Annotated in this window: 19 protein-coding genes and 1 pseudogene; 10 read left to right on the top strand and 10 right to left on the bottom strand. The window is 41.6% G+C overall.

What is annotated here, in order from left to right; genetic code table 11:
- Window positions 1–3: 3 nt before the first annotated feature.
- The gene (locus tag C6N34_RS04700; protein ID WP_057177277.1) at window positions 4–192 is read right to left on the bottom strand and encodes a hypothetical protein; all 189 of its coding nucleotides are present in this window, start codon (window positions 190–192) and stop codon (window positions 4–6) included.
- 440 nt (window positions 193–632) lie between these two features.
- On the opposite strand from C6N34_RS04700, the gene C6N34_RS04695 reads away from it, so the two are divergent.
- From C6N34_RS04695 to C6N34_RS04680, 4 genes are all read left to right on the top strand, one after another.
- Window positions 633–1,637: an ABC transporter substrate-binding protein gene (locus tag C6N34_RS04695; RefSeq protein WP_115538315.1), complete on the top strand. Its 1,005-nt coding sequence runs from the start codon at window positions 633–635 to the stop codon at window positions 1,635–1,637.
- Between the two features lie 61 nt (window positions 1,638–1,698).
- Window positions 1,699–2,487: an ABC transporter ATP-binding protein gene (locus tag C6N34_RS04690; RefSeq protein ID WP_057177275.1), complete on the top strand. Its 789-nt coding sequence runs from the start codon at window positions 1,699–1,701 to the stop codon at window positions 2,485–2,487.
- Window positions 2,484–3,293 (top strand): ABC transporter permease, encoded by an 810-nt coding sequence (locus tag C6N34_RS04685; protein WP_115538314.1) that lies wholly within the window; start codon window positions 2,484–2,486, stop codon window positions 3,291–3,293. Before C6N34_RS04690 ends, C6N34_RS04685 begins: the two co-directional genes overlap by 4 nt.
- A gap of 1 nt (window position 3,294) precedes the next feature.
- The gene (locus C6N34_RS04680) at window positions 3,295–3,675 is read left to right on the top strand and encodes an allophanate hydrolase-related protein (protein WP_115538313.1); all 381 of its coding nucleotides are present in this window, start codon (window positions 3,295–3,297) and stop codon (window positions 3,673–3,675) included.
- 5 nt (window positions 3,676–3,680) lie between these two features.
- Here the strand turns inward: C6N34_RS04680 and C6N34_RS04675 are convergent, their stop codons facing one another.
- Together C6N34_RS04675 and C6N34_RS04670 are read right to left on the bottom strand one after the other, a co-directional pair.
- A complete protein-coding gene (locus C6N34_RS04675; protein ID WP_115538312.1) occupies window positions 3,681–5,423 on the bottom strand; it encodes a CHASE domain-containing sensor histidine kinase in 1,743 nt (580 codons plus the stop codon).
- A gap of 17 nt (window positions 5,424–5,440) precedes the next feature.
- Entirely contained in the window at window positions 5,441–6,181 is a 741-nt protein-coding gene (locus tag C6N34_RS04670; RefSeq protein WP_115538311.1) for an MBL fold metallo-hydrolase, read from the bottom strand.
- A gap of 145 nt (window positions 6,182–6,326) precedes the next feature.
- Here C6N34_RS04670 and C6N34_RS04665 point away from each other — a divergent pair, with 145 nt between their 5' ends.
- Window positions 6,327–7,793 (top strand): site-2 protease family protein, encoded by a 1,467-nt coding sequence (locus C6N34_RS04665; protein WP_115538310.1) that lies wholly within the window; start codon window positions 6,327–6,329, stop codon window positions 7,791–7,793.
- Between the two features lie 19 nt (window positions 7,794–7,812).
- On the opposite strand, the gene typA is transcribed toward C6N34_RS04665, so the two are convergent.
- Window positions 7,813–9,606, bottom strand: a complete 1,794-nt coding sequence (gene typA / locus C6N34_RS04660) for a translational GTPase TypA (protein WP_115538309.1) — start codon at window positions 9,604–9,606, stop codon at window positions 7,813–7,815.
- Between the two features lie 443 nt (window positions 9,607–10,049).
- Here typA and C6N34_RS04655 point away from each other — a divergent pair, with 443 nt between their 5' ends.
- Complete coding sequence (locus tag C6N34_RS04655; protein WP_096545286.1) at window positions 10,050–10,499, top strand: Hsp20/alpha crystallin family protein; 450 nt, start codon at window positions 10,050–10,052, stop codon at window positions 10,497–10,499.
- Between the two features lie 135 nt (window positions 10,500–10,634).
- On the top strand, window positions 10,635–11,561 hold the full coding sequence (locus tag C6N34_RS04650; RefSeq protein WP_115538308.1) for a shikimate dehydrogenase: 927 nt from the start codon (window positions 10,635–10,637) through the stop codon (window positions 11,559–11,561).
- 46 nt (window positions 11,562–11,607) lie between these two features.
- Here C6N34_RS04650 and C6N34_RS04645 read toward each other — a convergent pair whose 3' ends face one another.
- A complete protein-coding gene (locus C6N34_RS04645) occupies window positions 11,608–11,772 on the bottom strand; it encodes a hypothetical protein (protein ID WP_181884008.1) in 165 nt (54 codons plus the stop codon).
- The gene (locus C6N34_RS04640; protein ID WP_006275802.1) at window positions 11,765–12,016 is read right to left on the bottom strand and encodes a UPF0175 family protein; all 252 of its coding nucleotides are present in this window, start codon (window positions 12,014–12,016) and stop codon (window positions 11,765–11,767) included. The genes C6N34_RS04645 and C6N34_RS04640 overlap by 8 nt, the downstream gene beginning before the upstream one ends.
- A gap of 292 nt (window positions 12,017–12,308) precedes the next feature.
- Between C6N34_RS04640 and C6N34_RS04635 the strand changes: the two genes are divergently transcribed.
- The 3 genes and pseudogenes from C6N34_RS04635 to C6N34_RS04625 all read left to right on the top strand — a co-directional run bounded on the left by C6N34_RS04635 (window position 12,309) and on the right by C6N34_RS04625 (window position 14,935).
- Window positions 12,309–13,181 carry a Uma2 family endonuclease gene (locus C6N34_RS04635; protein WP_236107413.1) on the top strand — a complete coding sequence of 291 codons (873 nt, stop codon included), beginning with the start codon at window positions 12,309–12,311 and terminating at the stop codon, window positions 13,179–13,181.
- A 255-nt stretch (window positions 13,182–13,436) separates the two neighbouring features.
- Window positions 13,437–13,667: pseudogene (locus tag C6N34_RS04630) on the top strand (ATP-grasp domain-containing protein); the annotation flags it as partial.
- Window positions 13,668–13,780: 113 nt separating this feature from the next.
- Entirely contained in the window at window positions 13,781–14,935 is a 1,155-nt protein-coding gene (locus C6N34_RS04625; protein ID WP_236107411.1) for a glycosyltransferase 87 family protein, read from the top strand.
- On the opposite strand, the gene C6N34_RS04620 is transcribed toward C6N34_RS04625, so the two are convergent.
- From C6N34_RS04620 to C6N34_RS04605, 4 genes are all read right to left on the bottom strand, one after another.
- Window positions 14,932–15,708, bottom strand: coding sequence for a phytanoyl-CoA dioxygenase family protein (locus tag C6N34_RS04620; protein WP_115538305.1), 777 nt, complete (start codon window positions 15,706–15,708; stop codon window positions 14,932–14,934). The genes C6N34_RS04625 and C6N34_RS04620 overlap by 4 nt on opposite strands.
- Before the next feature lie 59 nt (window positions 15,709–15,767).
- Entirely contained in the window at window positions 15,768–17,828 is a 2,061-nt protein-coding gene (locus tag C6N34_RS04615; RefSeq protein ID WP_181884005.1) for a glycosyltransferase family 4 protein, read from the bottom strand.
- 593 nt (window positions 17,829–18,421) lie between these two features.
- A complete protein-coding gene (locus tag C6N34_RS04610) occupies window positions 18,422–19,456 on the bottom strand; it encodes a UbiA family prenyltransferase (RefSeq protein ID WP_181884004.1) in 1,035 nt (344 codons plus the stop codon).
- Window positions 19,457–19,520: 64 nt separating this feature from the next.
- Window positions 19,521–19,979, bottom strand: a complete 459-nt coding sequence (locus C6N34_RS04605; RefSeq protein ID WP_236107409.1) for a zinc ribbon domain-containing protein — start codon at window positions 19,977–19,979, stop codon at window positions 19,521–19,523.
- Window positions 19,980–20,067: the final 88 nt, after the last annotated feature.

Below are 20,067 nucleotides of genomic sequence, written 5' to 3'. Positions count from 1 at the left end.
TACTTATTTTACCGCTTCTTTAATTATTGCTAAAATGTCTTCATTAACTGCACCCTTGCTTTTTCTGGCCAGTCGCGATTTTTCTAATCTACACACTTTTTCTATTATCTGTTTTACTTCCGGTGATGCAGCAGTAATTGGTGCTTGTACATCCTGAATTTTTGACTCTTGAGCTTCTAGTTCTCTGTTCATAATATTCCCCCAGGTTTCACCTTTCGATCATACCACAATATTGTGTGTGTAGTATATATTATTAATCTATACAAGTTGACAAATTAATTGCGCTTGTAACTTTATTTATTTGGTCTTGTCTTTTATCGTATAAAACTGATTGGTCATCTAGAATTAAAATAAACTGACTGCTTATGATTCTAGCATGGTCAAACAAATATTCGTCGCCTTGAGTTAACACCGGAACTAATTCAACTCAACCAAAAGTATCCTTTATCTCACCTTTGGCTTATGGGAAATCTTGGAGGAGTGCTAAACGTTTAGAATAAATAATAATACGGAATAACCATGTTGTTACCAAAAGATGACATTTTCCCCGATTTCTCCACCAAATCTCCCCTAAATATTTACCCTAACCTTGTAATATTGACTTCATCAACACATCATAGAAATCAAAAGCAATGCGCAGAAGACACTTACTTTATCTGGGTGGTGGTGCTACCTTAGCACTTGCGACCCATGGTTGTACCCAAGGGAATTCCAAATCCACCCCGGATACTAGTGAGAATCCTGGTAAAATCACCATTGGGTTTTGGCCTGTAGCTTCTGGGTTACCCTTATTTGTAGCGGATAAAAAAGGCTACTTTAAAGAAGCGGGTCTCAACGTGGAAGTAGCTCAATTTGCTTCTCCCAATCAAGTAGCTGAGGCTTTAATTGCTAGTAGATTACAGGGTACGGGTAATGGAGTGGCCAGTGGTGTATTGGGCCTGTCTGAAATTACTTCACCGGGTCTGTTTAAAATTATTGCAGCTAATCCCAGTAATGTGGATTATAAACTAGATCAAGTTGTGGTTGGTAAAAACAGCCCTATTAAATCTGTTGCCGATTTAAAAAATAAAAAGTTTGCCACAGGACCGGGAGCGCAAAATCTAGCCATTGCTCAAGCTATTTTAGCCGCAGCAGGGGTTGAAAAACCAGAAATCCAACAGTTAGAGATACGCCAACACGTAGCAGCAATTGAATCAGGACAAATAGATGCTGCTTATACTTTAGAACCTACAGGTACGGTTGGGGATATGAAAGGTATCACCAGAATTTTAGAAAATGGTGTGGTGTCGAAATATATCCTAGGAGATCCTAAAGCACCCTGGTTTGGTGGTGCGGCGGTTTTAAGCACTCAATTTTTGCAAACCTATCCCAAGTCTACCCAATCTTATATACAAGCTTATCGTCGAGCTATTGCGGATATTAAAAACCAACCGGATGCAGTGCGACAATACTTAGTTGGATATACAGCCATCTCTGGGGACTTAGTACAAAAAGTGCCACTAATTACCTACACCATGTATGATGAATTTACCGCTGAGGATATTAACTACTTCCAAAAATTCTTCGATTTTATGACTGATAAAAAAGTCTTTTCCAAAAAAGTAGATGTGAGTAATCTGTTATATAAAAATTCGTAAGGATTCACGCCATCAACCCATTCTGGCTAAAGCCATTATTCAGCAATAATTGAAGATAATCATGGATTCACTTCTACAGACAAAGACAGCAAAATCGGAAGAATTTATCACGGTCAAAGGGTTGTGTAAGTCCTTTGCTGGGCAACCTGTATACAAAAACTTTGATCTCAACCTAGCCAATCATCAATTAGTCTCGATTTTTGGTCCTAATGGGTGTGGTAAATCTACTTTAATCAATATGATGAGTGGTTTAATTCCGGTGGATCAAGGTGAAATCAAAATCCATGGTAAACCCATTCAGCGGACTCGGATTGGCTATGTATTTCAAAATTACCGAGACTCTCTTTTTCCCTGGATGAGTGCTTACGATAATATTGCCTATCCACTTCGTGTTAAAGGTATTTCTGAACGGGAGTGTCGTCATTCTGTAGAGCATTTAATTGAGACTTTCAATATTTGCTTAGATCTAAAACGATATCCCTATAGTTTTTCTGGTGGACAGCAGCAGTTAGTTTCAATTCTCAGAGCGTTAGTTGCTCAACCGGAGGTGCTATTTTTAGATGAACCCTTTTCAGCTTTAGACTTTGAAACTACGTTATTTGTACGGGATAAATTGCAAGAGATTTTTATGGCCACCACCATTCCTATGTTGATGGTTGTACATAACCTAGAAGAGGCTATCTTTTTGGCTGATAAGATTTTATTACTAAGTAAACGTCCAACCCGGGTAGTTGAAATGGTGACCTTTGATGCTCCTCGACCTCGCACACCTGAAACTCTAACTTCTCATAAATTTGTAGAAGTCAGTCGTTATTGTTTAGATATTTTTCGTCAGGAAATGCAAAAATGAATTTCCCATTTTCCATCAAGAACAAAAATTCAAACCAAGTTTTAAACCTGGATTTAATCCTGAACCGTTGTTTACCTTTAACTGGTGTTCTATTGTTTTTTGGATTGTGGTGGTTTATTGCTGTATCGGGATTTGTTAATCCTGTTTTGCTACCAACTCCTTTAGCAACAGTCCAAACCTTGATTGAGGGATTGTTTGGTGGTTCCATGTTCTCTGATTTAGCTACCACAGTTTTACGAACATTTAGTGCCTTTTTCCTAGCTACCTTATTTGGCATTCCCCTAGGTGTGGGATTGGGAAGCTCTGAAAAAATCTATCGTAGTGTGGAGTTTTTAATTGAGTTTTTTAGGTCTACACCTGCTAGTGCATTGATTCCCTTGTTTATTCTCTTTTTTGGCATTAGTGATTTTTCTAAGGTGGTAATTGCTGGATTTAGTGCTTTTTTATTAATTGTTTTCAATAGTGCTTACGGAGTAATTCATGCCAAACAATCTCGAATTTTAGCTGCTAGGGTTATGGGAGCAAATCGTTGGCAAATTTTCAAGGATGTATTATTGTTGGAGAGTTTACCACAAACTTTTATTGGTCTGCGCAGTGGAATTAGTATTGCTCTTGTGATTGTGATTGTTTCTGAGATGTTTATTGGTAGTCAACAAGGATTAGGAAAGCGCATTATTGATGCTCAACAGATTTTAAATGTTCGGGACATGTACGCATCAATTTTAATTACAGGGAGTTTAGGCTACCTGCTGAACATGCTATTTTTAGGACTAGAAAAGCGTCTGATACACTGGAGTGGTAAGTAATATGATTGAATTTGCTGTAAATGGTACTCTAATGAGGGGACTAAAATTAAATAATAATTTGCTGAACGTGGGTGCGGTTTTTGACCGAGAATCTTTCACAGCACCCTGCTATCGTCTATGGTCAATTAAGGATCAATATCCGGGAATGCTTCGTGATGTGGAAGGAGGTAAATCTATTAGTGTGGAGATTTGGCAAGTTCCTTTAGGGGGAATTGCTGATATTTTAATACAAGAACCACCAGGGTTGTGTGTGGGTAAAATTGAGTTGGATGATAAAAAAGTAGTTTTAGGAGTGTTAGCAGAGCCTTTTTTAGTAGCAGGACAAAAAGAAATTACTATTTATGGTGGATGGCGAAAGTATGATCAATTATGTCATCAATAAGTGATCTACTCAAAAATTGGTAATTTCACTATAACCACTGTTCCTTGACCTAGTTCACTTTCAATTTTCCATTCACCCTTATGTCTTTGTATACAAGCTCTGACAATAGCTAGACCCAATCCAGTACCCCCAATTTCTCCCACATTACTACCTCGATAAAATGGGTTATAGATATGAGGTTTATCATCGGGAGAAATGCCAATACCAGAGTCTTGAATTTGCCAAATAATTTTTTTTTCCTCTCGGGTAATTCTCAGTTGGACTGGAATTGCACTTGGGGAATATTTAATGGCATTATCTAGAAGATTAATTAGAATAGAACGAAGCAATTTTTTATCTAAGAATACTTGGGTTAATTTAGGAGAAAATTCTAACTCAATAGGGTGATCGGTAGTTAACTGGATTTCTGCTATGATTTTCTGACAAAAATCTTTTAAATTAAATATCTCAGGTTGAAATTCTAACTCTTGAAATTCGGATCTGTTTAAAAGTAATAAATCATTAATGTGCCTGCTCATTTGTCGAGCAGTTAGGTTAATACGCTGAATATTAAATTGTTTTTGTGTTTCTGTCAGGTGATCATAGTTAATTTGCAGGCTTTCACTAGATAATAAAATGGTGCTCAAGGGAGTTCTTAATTCATGGGAAGCCATGGAAAAAAAACGAAATCTCAATTCACTTAAAGTTATAGTTTTTTCTAAATCTCGATTTAAAATATATAAGAAAAATACCAGGCTACTGGTTATTAAACATCCTATAATAAGAGTGGCAAAAGTGGTGTAGGGTTGTTCTACAGGATAATCTGGTGATGGATAAAATTCAATCCTCCATTTTCGTTGCCCCATTTTGAGAGTTTTCTGACACACTTGAGGATCGGAACATAAAAAATAGTGATAGATATTTCTGGTGACTGGTATGGATTGGTTGACAACTGTTTTACGGGTGGCGTCATACTGACCCAGAAATTTTTCTCCTGACTTTGCATCCTGATCTTGGATGATAAAGTTAATGCTATATCGCAAGTTTTTCAGGGACTCTTCAACTACGTCTGACAACCGAAACACACCTATTAAAACTCCCCTAATTGGCAATGTCATCTTCTCTTTAGACTGTGGATCATCCACTGGTAAAAAAACTAAAAATCCAAATTGATCCCGTCTTTCTTGTACCAAACGAATTCTCCCAGTAGTGGTTATCTGTTTGGTTTTAATAGCTTGACTAATAGCTATTTTACGAGTAGGATGGGAATTAAGATCATACCCGAAAGCAGACTCATTACCTTGGAAGGGCGCTACATAAGTTACGGGAAAATAATAGGGACGTTTTTGAGCCACTACCAGTTGATTTTGCTGGTTTAATTCCCTAATGCGAAAATTTGTGTATCCTTCAAGTTGTATTTGTTTTTCATAGGAAAAACGCTCTTGGTGGGAAATCAGAGGCGCCCATTCTAAAGCTTGTATCCCAGAATAGATTTGGATTGAACGATGGGTAAATTTATTGAAGGATGAACGATCAATTGGCTTTTTGTCTTTTTGTATATAATCTGTGGTGTAATAGTCTCCTAAAAATCCTATAATATCAATGTAGCGATTTAAACTACGTTGTAAGGCTGTGGTTAGATTTTCAGTTTGTCGCTGGAACCGTAATTGCTGATTGGATTTTTCCCAATGACTGATCATAAGTGTGGCTAATCCCGATAAGGTCACACCTACAACTGATACAATAATTAGTAATCTATTATTAACCATCGATTATAGAGTATAAGCTATATTTGATGCGCATTAAGGTATCCATTCATCAATAGCTCATATCCTTGGTCCAGAATAGATCTTCCCCGGAGAAAGCCAATATGAGCACCTGGACAGATGTATTGTAATGTATCAGGAGAAAAGCGATCGCATAGTTTAGCAAGACTTTTGAGTTGTCTAGGCCAATGGAAAGTTGTTGCAGTGCGAAATGGTGCTAGTTGAGCTTGGGGATTAGGGACTAAATGTCTTCCGGAAAATAAAATTCCTCCAAATTCGCGATAGTATAGACAAGAGGATCCTGGGGAATGACCTGGAGTCCAGATTAATTGTGTGGTGTGATCAACAGACAGTTCTTGACTAAAAGTGGTGAGAGTTAAACCTGGTAATAAATAGGCTTCCTGCTCTTGGATGAGAATTTCACAGTCAAGAGCTTGTTGAATTTGGGCAACCTTACCCATAGCACCGCGATGACTAATAAACAACCAACGTACCGCACCCTTTTGCAGGTAGGTCTGATTCCCAGCTATTTGTTCCCAAGCGGGACAATCAATGAGGATATTACCCCCATTCCTGACAATCAAATAGGAGGTTCCACCCAAAGTTTCCCGATTTGGGGGAAAGGCTAAAATTTTGGTTGACTTTTGGGAATTGGTAAATTTTGTATCTGGTGATACTGTTGCTTCCTCCTCCGGATCTTGAGATAGTATAATTTGTGGAGGTTTTATTGTATTACTAGATGTTGGAGGTGCTAAGGACATAAGTTGATAACGATTCGAAAAATAATTAAGAGCAATTATACTGGATTAATCGTGTTCATTAATCAATTTCAAATATAGATCATTTGGGGTCCAATATTTCTGATAAATCCTGAACCTCCCAAACTCTGAAAAAATCTGAAAAAATATGACATCTTGGTTTCTAGTGTTATTAGGACTGTTTATCTATGTTATAGTGAGAAACGTCCTTTCCCATATAACCCGCGTTCCTGTCTGGTTATTATGGTTGATATTAATGGCCCCAGCAATTATTTGGGAACTTTGGACAATTATCTATGGTTCAACCCAATCACCGCCATTAGTATTCATTGTTGCGTGTGTATTTTTAAGTGTGTTCTTATGTTGGATTTTGTTTATTTCTGGAAACAGGGGACAAAGAAATAGAGAAACTGAGAATAGGGAATCAACATCAATAAGTAATAGCGAACCACAGCAGTCACCAGTGAGACCAATTGAAATAGGAGAAGAGACAAATCTGAGAAATTGTTTTCCTTGGTCCTTATATTATATTCATAGTATTGAGTATAGACCTCAAGCAGTAATATGTCGTGGACATTTACGAGGCAATCCCCAGGAAACCTATCAGCAGATTAAGACCAATATTGAAAGAGAATTTGCGGATCGCTTTTTGGTCATTTTTCAAGAAGGAGCAGATGGCAAACCATTCTTTGTTCTAATTCCCAACAAACAGGGCAATAGACAAGAGAGAGAAAAAGACAATTTACGCCAAGGGTTCACAGCATTAACACTATTAATACTCACCCTAGTGACCACCACTGGGATAGGTGTACAAATTGCCGGAATTCAAGCAGGAAGATTACAAGCTGACTGGTCTTTGATGATTTATGGTTTACCCTATGCTTTGGGGTTAATGACAATTTTGGGTATTCATGAACTGGGGCACTATTTTACTGCTAAATTGTATAGAATCAATTCCACCCTCCCCTATTTTATTCCCGTACCTTTTTTCTTGGGGACATTTGGAGCATTTATTCAAATTAAAAGTCCCATCCCCAACCGAAAAGCTCTATTTGACGTGGGTATAGCAGGTCCATTGGCTGGTTTTTTGGCAACTTTACCCTTACTATTGTGGGGTTTAGCCAATTCAGAAATCGTGACTATTAGTCAACAGGCAGGAATTTTAAATCCTGACGCATTGAATCCTCGTTATTCAATATTATTAGCCCTACTATCTAAATTGGTATTGGGTGGTCAATTAACAGCTAACTCAGCCCTAGATTTGCATCCTGTAGCCGTAGCGGGACTTTTAGGTCTAATAGTCACAGCCTTAAATTTAATGCCCGTGGGTCAATTGGATGGTGGTCATATTGTTCATGCCATGTTTGGTCAGAGAACTGCCATGTTAATCGGGCAACTTGCTCGGTTTCTTCTGTTGATTCTTTCTTTTATTAGACAAGAGTTTTTATTCTGGGCAATTATGTTATTGTTTATTCCTCTAGTTGATGAACCAGCTCTCAATGATATTACAGAATTAGACAACAAAAGAGATTTTTTAGGGTTGATGGCAATAGCTTTATTATTACTAATTGTCCTCCCCATTCCTGACTTCTTTGCCCGTATTTTACAGATTTAGGTAGGGAGGCACAATTATTTTACCTTTGTTTTGCCAGCTTCTTCACCATCTTACGTAAACGTATGGACTGGGGTGTTACTTCTACTAGCTCATCTGAAGCAATGTACTCTAACGCCCTTTCTAAACTCATTTCTACTGGTGTTTGTAACTGCACAAGTTCGTCCCCACCCGATGCCCGGTGGTTAGTTAACTGCTTAGTTTTACAAACATTCAGTTCTAAGTCTTGAGGACGATTATGCTCACCTACAATCATACCCTTGTAGACTTTGGTTCCAGGATGAATAAAGAATACACCACGGTCTTCCGCGTTTTTCATGGCGTAAAATGTGGAAACACCTTCTTCAAAGGCAATTAACACACCTTTGTTGCGGGCTTCAATTTCTCCAGAAAGGGGGCGATAGTCCAGGAAACTGTGGTTCATAATACCTTCACCACGGGTCATGCGCATAAATTCCCCCCGGAACCCAATTAAACCACGAGCAGGAATCACAAATTCTAATTGGGTGCGATCGCCTGCTCTTGGTTGCATATCTTGCATTTCTCCTCGACGTTGACCCAAACGTTCTATACAGCTACCAACAGCATCAGCGGGAACGTCTAATACTAACAGTTCGTAGGGTTCACAAGGTTGACCGTTAACTTCTCGGTAGATTACTTGAGGTTGGGAAACCTGGAACTCATATCCTTCCCGACGCATGGTTTCAATCAAGATCCCCAAGTGCAGTTCACCTCGACCAGATACGTGGAACTTATCAGGTGAATCGGTTTCTTCCACCCTTAAAGCTACGTTGGTTTCTAGTTCGCGGAACAGGCGATCGCGCACTTGACGAGATGTGACCAGTTTACCTTCCTGTCCAGCAAAGGGTGAATCATTTACCCAGAAGGTCATCTGTAAGGTTGGTTCATCCACTTTAATGAGTGGTAATGCCTGGGGTTCATTGGGGTCTGTAATAGTTTCTCCAATATAAGCATCTGCGAAACCAGCTACTGCCACAATATAGCCAGCAGAAGCTTCTTCTAGTTCTACTCGCTTTAAGCCTTCAAATCCCATCAGTTTAGAAATTTTGGACTTGACAATATTGCCAGTTTCTGTTACTAAAGCTGCCTGTTGTCCAGCGCGAATAGTACCATTATGGATTCTACCAATTACAATCCGTCCCAGATATTCCGAATAGTCCAGGGTGGTAACTTGTAGTTGGAGTGGTTTGAGGGGGTCACCCACCGGTGCGGGAACGTGGCGTAAGATTGCCTCAAACAAGGGTTTCATGTCTACGGATTCTGCTTCCAGGGTTTCTTTAGCATAACCAGCCATTCCCGATGCGAATAGATAGGGAAAATCACACTGATCATCATCTGCACCCAATTCCAGGAACAGGTCTAAAACCTTATCAACAGCCACATGGGGATCAGCCTTAGCGCGGTCGATTTTGTTAATTACCACAATGGGACGTAAGCCCTTTTCCAAAGCCTTTTTCAACACAAACCTGGTTTGAGGCATTGGTCCTTCATTGGCATCAACAATTAGTATACAGCCATCAACCATGCCCAGAACCCGTTCCACCTCTCCACCAAAGTCAGCGTGACCGGGAGTATCCACAATATTGATTAGGGTATCTTTATACTTAACCGCAGTGTTCTTGGAAAGAATAGTAATGCCTCGCTCTCTCTCTAGATCATTGGAGTCCATGACACAATCCGGAACGTCTTCGCCTTCGCGGAAAATGCCGGACTGTTTCAGGAGAGCATCAACCAGGGTAGTTTTGCCGTGGTCAACGTGGGCGATAATGGCGACGTTACGAATTGGGAGCGTCATAGAGAGCCTTTGTGAGTTTTTGAGTTTTTATATTTGAGAACTAGATAGGGCTTGCATATCAGAAATGGGGGTCTTTTGCCAGCTCTGTAACAAACCTTTAATAATTCTAACTCAATTGTCACGAATATGGTTTTTGCGATCGGAAATTCATTGGAAATATCAATGTTTTTTTGTATAAGCACTAATATGAGGGTTTTGAAGAGCAATAATAAATGCTGGCTATCCAACATATACTAGTTGATAGTGATCCCGTTGAGTATCAAAAATCATTTTTGCTTGAATACGTTTATATTAGGAAACTATAAGTACGGTAATCATCATTAAATAAGTGAGAGAGCCGAATTTACATCTTTTTTAACTAGGAATAACATAATAGTCAAAGGGTTGATAAAACTCTTGCAATCACTAAACAAACTACTAATAAATTGACAGAGGAATCGGTTATGGCACTAATTCGTTACAGTCCTTGGAAAGAAATAGAAACCCTAGAACGTAATTTGAACCAATTGTTGGGTGATTTTGTACCTACTAGCTTAAAGGATTTAAATACTGTGGCTAGGGTTCCAGCAGCAGAAATGACTGAAACTGAGGACACAATTGTTCTCAAGCTAGAGATTCCTGGCATGGAAGCTAAAGACCTGGATATTCAAGTTACAGAGGATTCAGTTTCTATTACCGGAGAAAGGAAGTCTCAAACTACTGTTGAGGGAAAAAACAAAACCAAGACAGAGTTTTATTATGGTCAGTTCCACCGAGTGATTTCCCTTCCCGTACCTGTTCAAAACACCAATGTTACTGCTGATTACAAAGATGGTATTTTGCATCTGACCTTACCCAAATTGGTAGAAGAAAAAAGCAAAGTGGTGAAAGTTAGTTTAGGCAGCAATTCCTAGTTCTTCCTAGTTCTTAGTTAAAATCCCCCCAGGTTCCATCAGAACCTAGGGGGATCTTACTTTGTATTTTTCCTACTTGTCTTCTAAACTAGTATAATTACCTCAAGTTTTTAAAAATGTCAGCGTCCTAATTGTATGAATGACCAAGAATATGATCATTGTCCAAGAATTACTGGAAAAACTAAAATTATGGGAGTGATTGGCTATCCTGTGGAGCATTCCCTATCACCCTTGATGCACAATTCAGCTTTGCACCACTTAGGATTAGACTACGTGTATTTGCCTTTTCCCATTGCACCGGATAATTTACAACAGGCGATCGCTGGTTTTGCTTCCATTGGTGTGGTTGGTTTTAATGTCACAATTCCCCATAAACAGGCAATTATACCTTTATTACATGAAATATCTCCTGTTGCTCAAGCTATAGGTGCAGTTAATACGGTAATTCGTGTAGGGGAGAGGTGGATAGGAACAAATACGGATGTGGCAGGATTTATAGCACCACTACAAACTACATACAATCAAAACTGGCATGAAAAGAAAGCGGTAGTTATAGGCAACGGTGGTGCAGCAAGAGCAGTGGTTGCTGGTTGTATTCAACTGGGAATGGCAGAAATTCACCTAGTAGGTAGGAATATGGAAAAATTAAAACAACTTGAGCAAAGTTGGATAGATTCTCCCTTGGCTCATGAATTTACTAATAAACTAAAGACCCATACTTGGGAGCAATTACCACAGCTTATCCCTCAAAGTAACTTATTAGTCAATACTACACCCATTGGTATGTACCCAAACACAGATGAATCACCTGTGACTCAAGACCAACTACATAAATTACCTAGCCATGCGATCGCGTATGACCTAATCTACACTCCCAAACCAACCCGATTTTTACAATTAGCACAAGCACAGGGTGCGATCGCACTGGATGGATTGGAAATGCTGGTGCAACAAGGTGCAGCAGCTTTAAAACTTTGGCTACAACAAGAAAATGTCAATGTGGAGATCCCCATTGTCAAAATGCAGCAGGTTCTCACACTCGGGGTCCAAACTGCAAGTTAAATTTTACCGCTCATTTTATACGTTCTAGCTGCACGACAGCTTATTACTACTCTTTTGCCAGAGCGATCGCATGAGCAAGGATAGTCGGACTAATGCGTAAACCAACTTGTATCAGCTTTTCTAAACACAGTTCACTGAGTAAATAATGTATGCGATTAATTTTGACTAGGCTGATAATCGGGGAGGCATTGACTACCCAACGCTTAACCACGGTTAATTTCCTCCGTGAGTTCTTCTAAGGTAGTCTGAAATGGGGAAACTCCAAATCGCTCAAGGGCCTGTAAAAAAGACTGACGACTGATGCCAGCAATTTCGACAGCTTTGGATTGGGAGATCATGCCAATTTCATACCACTTAACTACGCCAGCGATAAGCAATTCTTGAGCGAACTCCTCTGGGGTGCTGCGGAGAGCAGAGAAGGCACCCTCGGGTAGGTTGAGTTGAATTTGAATCATTAGGTGGGCGAGTCTGGTTTATACGAACTGGGATCATGAAGACAATCAAGGCTCAGCACATGATTATAACCCTAATTTATCTAACTTTGTTGAGTAAGTCAAGCGTGATATTTAGATAGATGGTTTTTTTGGCATAATTCAGGAGGCGATCGCTCTCAAGCATGAGTAAAGATATTAGATTTAATCAACTCAATTAATTTTAAGTGGGGGTACGAAACACATTTCTACAGAAGCCATGTTATAGTAAGTTAAACCGATTGAGTCAGTACCAAAGTCAATGGGAGGTATAGATATGGTGAGGCAAGTTCCACCAAAAACTCAACTAGGGGTGATAAAATCTAATAAAAATCAGCTTGGAGAGACAATCGTCCCTGAAATTGTCTACCCAGAAAGTGATGGTGAACCCATGGCGGATAACACTAAACAATTCACATGGATTGTCAAAATCAAAGAGAATCTGGAAATACTATTTAAGTCTAATCCACATGTGTTTGTAGCTGGGGACTTATTTTGGTATCCAATAGAGGGGAGCAACAAAATTAAACTAGCTCCCGATACCATGGTGGTGTTTGGGAGACCCAAGGCACACCGGGGGTCTTATCGACAGTGGGAGGAGGATAATATTCCTCCCCAGGTGGTTTTTGAAATTTTATCTCCCGGGAATACTCAAGATGAAATGGACAAAAAAAAGCTGTTTTATCTGAAACATGGAGTAGAAGAGTATTATGTGTATGACCCAGATAGGATTAGTCTAGAAGTATCTATTAGAGAAAATAATTTATTTAAAGAGATTAAGGATTTTAGTGTTTGGACTAGTCCAAGATTGGATGTACGGTTTGATATGACGGGAGATGAATTAGTCATCTATTATCCAGACGGTGGTAGGTTTCTTAGTCCTGTAGAGTTGAGCAATTATGCAGAACAGGAAAAATTTCTTCGAGAACAAGCAAATCAACGTGCAGAACGGGAAAAAATGCTTAAAGAACAGGAAACTCAGCGTGCAGAACGGGAAAAACTGCTTAAAGAACAGGAAACTCAGCGTGCAGAACGGGAAAAACTGCTTAAAGAACAAGAAAGATTTCTTAAAGAGCAGGAACAACAAAAGTATCAAACCTTACTAGCACAATTAAAAGCTAAGGGTATTGATATTACTACACTCGAATAAACTATTACCTGGACCGAAATACCCCTGGGAGAGGGGTTTTTAAAAACTTTCCCTTTCTTGCGGAGAGCGGAGAAGGCACCCTCGAGTAGGTTGACCGGAAAGCTTAGAACAGCTAATCGAATACGTAGTAAATAATTTTACTGTTATCCAGTAGTTGAAACCTTTGTAGTATTTCTCCTAGAATGGTAGAACTCGGAAAAACATCTATTCCGTTAATCAAATAAAATTAATTTTTAACGCAAAAAGGTATATATAATGGACTTACTCGAGTATCAAGTTAAGGAGTGGTTTAACAAGATAGGAATTCCCGTATTACCATCTCAAAGAATTGACCACCCCACAGATTTAAAAAGGTTAAAAATCCCCTACCCAATTGTGCTGAAATCCCAGGTGTATGCCAAAGACCGCTCACAAGTTGGCGGAGTCAAAATTGCAGAAACGACTATTGATGCCATTGCAGCTGCTCAAAGTATATTTAGCTTACCCAAAGGGTGCGATGGCACTGGATAGACTGGAAATGCTACTGGAAAAAGGCGCAGCAGCTTTAAGTAAGTTGGCTATAATAATCTTTACTCATGAAGTCAGTTTTAAGCAAGAGAATGAATAAACTACTGTTTTTTAAAAAGCTTACCCCCTCAAAAATTATCTTTGGCCTATCCGCAGCTTTAAGCATACTCTGTTTTCTTTACCTTATCATAGGTTTTTATAAATTGATAATAAATGCACAATCTACAGATTTATATACTCGTTGGAAAGAACAAAGGTATATTTATTATGGTTTATATCCCTATGATATTACCAACGGTTCACCTTTGATAGATCCTCAACTGGGTGCTGTAACATCTGGGGGATATCCAGCTTGGGCTTTTTTCTCAGGTTTCATATTTTTCCCACCCATTCCTTTTGAATTAACCCTGTGGTATCATGTTCTTTTAAATGCCATCTCTCTAGTTATTTTAGCCATTTTTGCTTATCAAATCGGCAAACCCTATGGAAAATTAAAAGCCTGGTTTACAATAGTTACTTGTTTGTCACTTGGTACTCATACCACTACTCTGGGTATTGGACAATATGGCATTATTATCAATGCTTTATTAGTACTAATGTTTTGGCTATTGCAGGGCAATGCTAACATATCAGCTGGGTTAATTTTAGGGTTGGCTTTACTCAAACCAAATATTTCTGCCCTTTACTTTTTTATTCCCATCATCAAGAAAAGAATTAATGCGGTCATAGCTTGCTGTTTATATATTGTGGTTTCTAGTTCAATAATAGGATTAATTGTAAAAGTTTCTCCTATTTATATGATTGAGAAAGTTGTTAAGGTTTCCCAATATTATGTTGATAGAGGATATTCGGGAATCAATGTTCTGCTCAAGTTTGGAATTAACCCACTCTTAGCAACAATTTTATTAGCTATAGTTGCTACTGTTGTTACTGTGTGGTTATTTTATTTATTTAAGGATTGCTCTTTGCTCTTTCTCTTTGCTATTGCTTCTGGAATAGGTCGACTATGGACCTATCATCTAATTTATGATAATGTGATGTTAGTTTTCCTGTTATTAGCAATAATCGAGCTAAATTTTAAAAGACCAAATAGATTTAACCTCTTAGTATTAATCTTGCTTTGCTTAACTCTATTGATTCCTACCTTTATTACCTATTCAATTCATGCCCAAATAATACAAAGTATAGTTTGGTGTACTTCTTTAAGCTACATTGTCATTTGTCAGAAAGACTTTAAGGTAACTTAAAGGACGAATCTTTCAAAGTGTTCCGCATGAATGACTCTGTAATTGCTCAATAGCTTGTGAGTAATTGTGAGGCCTAGGCCACTGTAGAAGCCATCGTCAACGGCATAGATCAGAATGTCCTGATCTTGACAAGTTACATGCCAGAGGTCAGCTTCCTCTGGGATCAGCACACAATTTCCGGCAATCCGGGGACTCGATGATGTGTTGGCAGGGGAGGCGTGAATGGTTCGCGGGTCGTAACAGACAGCCTGTCCAATCTCCAGCTCAATCTCTGTCATGCTGGAGAGTTTGATGTCTGTATACTTTCTGAAAAGATTTGACCCACATAGGGGTGTATAACGATGGGATCCTGGTAATACATGCAAGCGTCCTGCAGCAGCAGTGGTTTCCGTCAAAGGGACCCAGATGGACACGGCAGAGTAGTACCTATCGTCTACAAGGGTGAAGTCAGTATGTGGGGGGATTGCACCATTTTCACCAGGGTATTTGGCAACAAAGGAACTATTGACAAATTTGTAATTATCCAAAAAAACCGATGCTTTTTCCCCAATCACTTGACGCACGAAGTTTTGTGCCTTGAACCGGCGATTGCAATCCGTATCATGACAGGAAAATACACAACCTTCCTGATTGTATGGATAGAGACTTCGATAAGCCTCAGCTAAGCGATTCATTTTCTCCGATTCATCCAAATTTACTACCACATAGCCCTGGGTTCGGAAGGCTGCCTGAAGAACCGAATCTTTGAAGGTGCGACGTTTTGATATGGCCATGGTAATGGAAATTAGCTATGGTTAATGAACTGTATTAGCAGGTAATTTTCCTTAAAGCCCTAGAAATAGGATCCTAGCCCCTTTAATATTAGTTCGACCCGTTTTCTCAGACTTTGAACAGCAACAGTTGGACTAGGAAGCTCCGGTGGTAGCCACGAACGCCAGCCTCGTATATCCTCTGGGGGAAGTATGCCTGTGACTGGACGGGAGAAGGGCTGTGACACTATCTGCTCCATTAGGTGCAGATAAGACTCCGTCATGGCATGAATGGTAAATCCCCCGGTTTCAATAGTCTGGCGGGCTGCCTGTGCCATCTGCGCCATCTGTTGAGGGTTTTCGGACAGATGGGTAATGTAGTTAGCAAAGGCATCTATATCACCCACGGCTACTAAAAAACCATTTTCACCGTGGCGTATGACCTCATCTACCCCACTACGAGAGTGGGTTACCACGGGTATAGTACCGTGGGCCATAGCCTCCAAAAGGCTCACAGGCAACCCCTCAAAGGCCGATGGTAACAGAAAAATATCTGCCTGTACCATCAGCGTTTGCACGTGGTGGTTCGCCATACCCCCCATGAAGCGCATCCTGCCACTGACTAGGGACTGGGCCGAGGACTGGAGAAATTCCCGCTCCTCCGGACCACTGCCCACAACAGTGAGTTCCACAGACACATTACGGGTTGCTAAAGCATCAAGGATACACAGTAGGTCAAACACCCGCTTCTGATAACGGATTAACCGACCAGCATAGAGTAATCGCAGGGGCGCATGGGGTGATCGCACGGTACTTATGGGAGAGGAAGGCAGACCCACACCATAGGGAATAGTGTATAATCTGTCTGCCAACTCAGGGGCCAGATCCCTAATATGATTGGCAACTACCTTACTAACAGCTACTATCCCGTTCCAGGTAGACCCGAGCTTCAAACAGTGGGCATAGTGAGCGGGGTCATCGCTGTGGGCAATACCAATCACCTTTACAGTTGCTGGTAGAGTACCGCAGATGCCAGAATGGTACCAGTCATAGTTGGGAATGTAGATGCAGGGACTATGTTCTATGAGGGTACGGCGTAGCAGCGCCCATCGTTTTTGCCAACTGCTCCCTGGTTCAACAGCAAGGGTACGTACGGGTATATGATCTGGAAAGGGCATTGGATCTGGAACCTTTTCATCGGGACGGGTAACTAAAATCTCCGCCTTTAGACCGCGAGACAGAAGTGCCTGAACTAGGTTTATCGCAAAAACATCAACACCACTAATGCGACCTTTTGTGGTGGCTAGAATGATGCGATGCTCACTGAGGGGCGCGATATGGGGGCGGTGGTGCTGGCTTACCCGAGTGGCGGTCCGGGGTTCAGGCCAGAGGGGAACCTGATTCACCAGTCGTGCGAAGGAACTGTACTCACCTGGCAGGATTGAAACTCCACCAAAGGTAGCGGGGGGGGCAGTCATAAAGCCACGGGGACGATATCGGGCATGTCTGGTACGGGTCTCCAGGCGATCAAATAGGGCTTGCCACCGATCAATCATGGTTTCCAGGTCGTAGCCAAGCTGACGTACACTGGTCGCGGCCCGCTCAGCCATGGCGACTCGTTCCACCGGGTCAGCGGCTAGTCGAGCCACAGCCGCAGCAAAGGCCTGCATATCTCCGATCGCACAGCGAAATCCTGTCTTACCCTCGGCTACGATATCCGTTAGGGTTTCGATGTCGGAAACCACGGGTACACAACCATAGGCCATTGCCTCTAGCAGGGCATTGGGAGTGCCTTCAAATTCTGAAGGCAGGATATAAACGTCCTGATGCCTGAGGGCCTCCAGGGTTTGCTCGTAGGGAAGGGTACCTGATAGTACCAAGCGTCCATCGGAGATAAACCGGGTCGCTGCCTTTTCAAGGGCTGGACGGCACTCACCATCGCCGATTAGGGTAAGACAAAAATTTACACTACGGACTTCAAGTTGCTCAAGCAGATCGATGAAGTCGAGGCTGCGCTTTTGGTACTGGCATAACCTACCATGGTATACCAACCGGAGTTTGCCCTGGGCTGAGCGGATGGGTACATCACCGGGCATGGGTACACAGATGGGAATCGTGACCAGGTTAGCCGCCAGCCAGGGCACCCAGAGGGCCGCCCGCCGCTGAATGGCTGAGTTCACAGCCACTACCGCATCCCAGTGGCGAACCAATCGCTCCACATGTTCGTACTCTAATCGATAGTCCGTCATCATGGTTGCCACAACCACGACCCGGGAGGAGAGGCGGGCTGTAATGCAAGTAGAACGAAAATCAACAACGGGAACATAGATGCAGGGAGCCTGTTCCTCCAGGAACCTTTCAATCGCCATCCAGGCATCGCTCCAATGGTCATGGGAGGTAAGGCGAATCAGTTCAATGGGTAAATCAGCAGGTAGCGGTGGAATATAGCGGGGATGATTGACCAGGGGGGTGTGTTCCTCGGTTAACAACAGACGGGCATCTTCTCCTCTGGCCCGTAGACCCCGAACCAAGTTGGCAGCACAGATGTGAGCGCCTCCCAGACTCCACTCCGGTAGACTAACAATGATGCGTCGGGTCATATCGTCTCCTTAGTTTAGGTATTCAGCCCTATAGGGGGCGTATACAGGATCGGTCGCTAGAAGCGATGCCTTACCTCGAAACCGCTCCAGGACATCTGCCGGAACCTTGATAACGGGGTGAAGTAAGACCTGGGAAGTCATCGCTGGGCTCCATCGAATCGTTTCAATACCAGGGGACTCACTTCACCCCACCAGAGCTTTAAGGGCCAACCGGCAATCAGGAGGTAAACCAATGACAGGGGCCATAGGGATGGATGGCGCAGTAACATAACCCATAGAGAAAGCAGGGGTAGCAGGAGTTCGGTGAAGGTAGACAGGAACCGCATACCCAGCCATTCTGACCATTCAATCGGTTTCCAGAGACGGGGCGGGGGTACGGGCTGCAGCCACTGTTGACGCAGCACTCTCCATTCCCAACCGGAAAAGGCCATGAAGCCAATCATAGGTAAAATCATTGGCCAGGAAAGCACCGTCAGCGCCAGCACCATAGCCGGCAGCTCAATGGGCAGCAGATAGTTTTGAATCACCTTTAGGGTGGCGGTGCGACCATGGCGCACGGCAAAGGTGCTAACTCCGGCCCCACAATCGCCATCAAAATCATAGTACTGATGACGCAGTATATGGCGTATACCCTTGGGAAGCAGCCAGAGCAGCAGGCATACCGGATAGGTAAAAGCTGATAATCCTTGAGGTTCAGGAGCAAATATCGTCCAAGCTACAAGGGCAGGCATTACATAGCCATAGAGGCCATCAACAATAATGCCTGGCATGCCCCGTTCCTTAAACCGCAAAGGTGGCACGGCATAGATTATAAATAGGATAAACTCTCCGGCCACCAGCCACCGTACCGTGGCCCAATGGGGGAGAAAGTAGAGTGGCAGCCAGGCCGTTATAAACAGTAAAGAAAGTACCAGGCTAGCCTTGACCTTACCTAGGCTCAGCCAGCCATTGGACTTACCGTTCAGGCGATCCTCCCGCTGATCAAAGGCATCAAGAAAGAGATGACCGAAACCAGCAATGCCAAAACAGGCCAGCAAAAACAGCAGTAACTGCACCGTCAGGGAGAGGGCAGACGGTTGAGTCGAATCATGAGATACACCCAGAAAGGCATAGGCCATTAGGGGACTGATCTTGTTGCCCCACCATTGGTTAATCTTCAAGTATTTATACATGGGCATCTATCCAATACTTTGGTTTTTGAGGGTCAGGTTATAAAAATCATTAAGCTTCTCCGGTCTAAAGACACGGAGATTTCTGAAGAGTCCATAAACGAACTTTCTGAGGCTGGCTTAAACAGCCTCTACTGATTCCGCTAAGATCAATTCCTAGCATCACCGCTACTTTTTTCAAAATATTAGCAGCACCATTACAGTCCGCATTAATTTTGAACCCATCAGAAGTTTGATATACTCCACGACTAACTCGTTTCCCGCTTGCTTCCCACCCTTCGGGTTTTTCACCGAATTTAGGTATATTGTCGCAATCAAAAAACGATGATTGAGAAGTGTATGATTCTTCTGTTTCAATAAAATCTATTCCGTATTGTTTACATAATTGAGCAATACGGTCTTTTAATCTTGCTGTGGGAATTTGCACAAACTTCTGATTGTTTTTAGACCCTAAATCAATACTATCTTTTTGTCCTTTATTCCATCCAAAAACAATAGCACCAATCTTATTTTCAATAAAGTACATCTGCCTAGAATAGTAAACGCCACAATTTGTCAGCTTTTTAGCTTCTGTGCAGACGTACTCCAATATCGCTGTTATTGATTTATCGGAC

Origin of the sequence: Cylindrospermopsis raciborskii Cr2010, assembly GCF_003367075.2 — a bacterium.
GTDB classification, from domain to species: Bacteria; Cyanobacteriota; Cyanobacteriia; order Cyanobacteriales; family Nostocaceae; genus Raphidiopsis; species Raphidiopsis raciborskii.
The sequence above is the reverse complement of the archived record's forward strand: the minus strand, read 5'-3'. Positions and strand labels throughout refer to the sequence as shown.